The sequence below is a fragment of the Pedobacter sp. 01T416_2 genome, from assembly GCF_056398925.1.
The window spans coordinates 1-3223 of record NZ_JBFTQI010000686.1; the positions used below are offsets into that span (position 1 = coordinate 1).

5 protein-coding genes are annotated in these 3223 nt (G+C 37.3%); 4 read left to right on the forward strand and 1 reads right to left on the reverse strand.

Annotated features, from left to right (window positions below; genetic code table 11):
• The 3 genes from AC1DPQ_RS22460 to AC1DPQ_RS22470 form a co-directional block, all read left to right on the forward strand.
• The coding region (locus AC1DPQ_RS22460; protein ID WP_477610928.1) for a carbohydrate-binding protein at positions 1-201 on the forward strand (201 nt) is incomplete at its 5' end.
• Positions 202-434: 233 nt separating this feature from the next.
• The gene (locus AC1DPQ_RS22465) at positions 435-1070 is read left to right on the forward strand and encodes an HAD family hydrolase (RefSeq protein ID WP_477610929.1); all 636 of its coding nucleotides are present in this window, start codon (positions 435-437) and stop codon (positions 1068-1070) included.
• Between the two features lie 8 nt (positions 1071-1078).
• Positions 1079-1399, forward strand: coding sequence for an Mpo1-like protein (locus AC1DPQ_RS22470; protein ID WP_477610930.1), 321 nt, complete (start codon positions 1079-1081; stop codon positions 1397-1399).
• 310 nt (positions 1400-1709) lie between these two features.
• On the opposite strand, the gene AC1DPQ_RS22475 is transcribed toward AC1DPQ_RS22470, so the two are convergent.
• A complete protein-coding gene (locus AC1DPQ_RS22475) occupies positions 1710-2894 on the reverse strand; it encodes a proline dehydrogenase family protein (protein WP_477610931.1) in 1185 nt (394 codons plus the stop codon).
• Between the two features lie 93 nt (positions 2895-2987).
• Here AC1DPQ_RS22475 and AC1DPQ_RS22480 point away from each other — a divergent pair, with 93 nt between their 5' ends.
• The gene (locus AC1DPQ_RS22480; RefSeq protein ID WP_029275915.1) at positions 2988-3194 is read left to right on the forward strand and encodes an RNA-binding S4 domain-containing protein; all 207 of its coding nucleotides are present in this window, start codon (positions 2988-2990) and stop codon (positions 3192-3194) included.
• Positions 3195-3223 lie beyond the last annotated feature (29 nt).

A 3223-nucleotide genomic window follows, 5' to 3' on the forward strand; every position in this document is an offset into this window, starting at 1 on the left:
GGATCAGATGGCGAAATCGAGATCAGGTTAGATGATAGTAAAGGCATTATGATTGGCAAATCTACCTTTAGGAAAAGTATCCCGATCAGCATGCTTTCAGATGGAAAATTCCATTCTATTTATTTTGTGTTTAAAGAACTAAAAAGCGGCGACAAAAAGAATAGACCAATTATTCAATCGATCACGGTAGAACCTAAATAGGTCTATAAATAAAATTATTTTGATGTTGCGTCATTCCCGCGAAGGCGGGAATCTTAATGCGAATAGAAAATACCACTAAAGCATTAAGATTCCCAATCAAGTTGGGAATGACGCATCTACAAAGTATTACTCTCCAATTAAGTACTTCGGGTTTTTTATTGTAAAAAAACACCGTTTAATACCCTCCATTAAATCAGCAATAATATCTTTGCAGCAAATGCTAAAGGATTTCCATGCAAAACATTAAAAACATTATTTTCGATTACGGAAACGTAATATTTGATATCGATTTCAGAATTGCGCAAGCATCTTTTCAAAAGTTGGGCATTACCGATATTGAAAATTTCTTTGCCCATAAAGCACACAATCAATTATTTGATGATTTTGAAACCGGAGCAATCTCTCCTGCCGAATTTAGGGTAGGGATTAGAAAGGCAGCGGACAAACCAGGCTTAACCGATAAACAGATTGATGATGCCTGGAACAGCTTATTGATCGGTACCATTCAGGAAAACCACGATTTATTACTTCGGGTAAAAGAAAAATACCGTACATTTTTGCTGAGCAACAATAACGAAATCCATTACGATTGGATTATCAACTACCTGAAAACCACTTTCGAAATCAATAATTACGATGCTTATTTTGAGAAAGCCTATTTTTCTCAGCACATGAAACTGCGTAAACCCAACACGAATATTTTCGAACAGGTATTAAAAGACAATAATTTAGACCCTGCCGAAACTTTATTTATTGATGATAGTCCACAGCATATTGAAGGCGCAAAAAAAGTAGGTTTAAATACCTTATTAATGACAGAAAAACCTGCTCAACTGGAATCTTTTTTAAAAGCAAACGGAATTTTGTAAATTAGTGTATGTCAGAAAAAAAGTTTAAGTCGCTAAAAGAGTTTTACCCTTTTTACTTGTCAGAGCATACCAATGCTACATCACGTATTTTACATTTTATTGGTACAGGATTGGTTTGTCTTGCTTTTTTCACAGGATTTTTGTTTCACAACTGGCATTTCTTTCTGGCCATACCCGTGCTGGGATATGGTTTTGYGTGGGTTGGTCACTTTTTCTTCGAAAAAAATAAACCCGCTACTTTTCAGTATCCGGGTTATAGTTTAGTAAGCGATTTTATATTGTTCTACGATCTCTTGACCGGGAAACAATCTTTTGTAGTGAAGAAATAATTTTGCGTAGTTTAAAAAACTACCGCTCAACCTAAACTCGATCCGATAGTTATCGGATGAAGCGGCATCTTTTTGGCTATCACCCTGAGCGAAGTCGAAGGGCAGCCAAAAGGATACAGCGCAAAGCGAGGCTGCATGCCCTGAAGAACTGCTGCATGTTCATTTCCAAAAAACAATGAAAAAACTATAAGACATGAAAGATGCTGAACTAAATTCAGCATGACGATACAAAAACAGTTGGCAATTTTCAGTTAACAGTATTTATTACCACCCAAAACTGAAAACCACCAACTGTTAACCGAAAACTGAATTACAGTTTCCTTCTTTTCAATTCTCTTTCAATCAAACCCAGCTCACGACCTGTTTGCCCGGCCACTGATGTATTCTCTTGTGCTCTTCTGAACAGATAAGGCATTACCGCTTTAATCGGTCCGTAAGGAACATATTTTGCTACATTATAATTCGAATCGGCAAGGTTAAAGCTCAAGTTATCACTCATCCCTAGCAACTGGGCAAAATATACATGAGGGTGATTGTGCTTAATGTTCTTTTCCTCTAAAAGATAAGTCAATAAACGGCTGCTATCTTCGTTGTGCGTTCCCGCAACGATGGCAATTTCTTCAATATGATCTACACAATACCGTAAAGATTCGTTATAATCACGGTCTGATGCTGTCTTATCCGGTTGAATTGGCGAAGGGTAACCCATTTCTACTGCACGTTTACGTTCTTTTTCCATATAGGCACCGCGAACCATTTTCACACCCAAAATAAAACCATCTGCCTTAGCAATTAAATGGTCGGCTTTCATATCGGCTAGCTTATCATGGCGATACATTTGATAGGTATTGTAAACAATAATACGCTCGCGGTTAAATTTACGCATCATATCCAAAGCCAGTTCATCAATGGTATTCTGGATCCAGGTTTCCTCTGCATCGATCATAATGGGTACGCCTTTATCGAAAGCGGTTTGGCAGATCTTTTCGCAACGCAGTTTTACTTTTTCGTATTCAGCCTGTTCTGTTTCAGTTAAAACTTGTTTAGCATCAAGCTTCTGCAATAAAGCAAAACGGCCAATACCCGTTATTTTGAAAACCGTGATCGGAATTTTGGCATCACCATCAGCGCGAACAATCGTACGGATAATCTCTGCACAGGTTTCATCAAAAACCTGTTCCTCTTCTTCGCCTTCAACCGAATAATCTAAAATGGTACCTACTCCGCCTTTATCCAATTGTGCAATGGCTTTATCGCACTCTGCAATGGTTTCTCCTCCACAAAACTGCTGAAATATAGTTGCTTTTATTGCGCCCTGTATAGGTAAACCAATATTTAAAAAGAAATTGGTAATGGCAGGACCAACTTTGGTAAGGAAATTACTGCCAATCATTTTAAAAAGCCAATATGCTTTTTTTAGTTCGTTGTTAGATTTTTGACGGAAAGCAATTTCCGTATTGTCGAAATTTGGTTGTTTGTTGGGGGATAAATCCATTTTTATCTATTAATAAGTCAGATTGGTGCAAAATTATAAAAAGCATTGACTGTTAAAACTAAAAACCTCTAAATAATCGTATTTTTGCACAAAATGATACAATTCAAATTAGAGGGCGAATTTATTCCATTAATCCAGCTGTTAAAAGCAAGTGGATTAGTTGGCAGTGGCGGTGATGCCCAAACCGTTGTTGAAGATGGTTTAGTAAAAACTAACGGTGAGGTCGAATTCCGCAAACGTTACAAGGTTAGGGTTGGCGATATTATTACTTTTGGAGAAAACAAAATAGAAGTTATTTAATGGAACCACTAACCAGTGCAGGTCACACC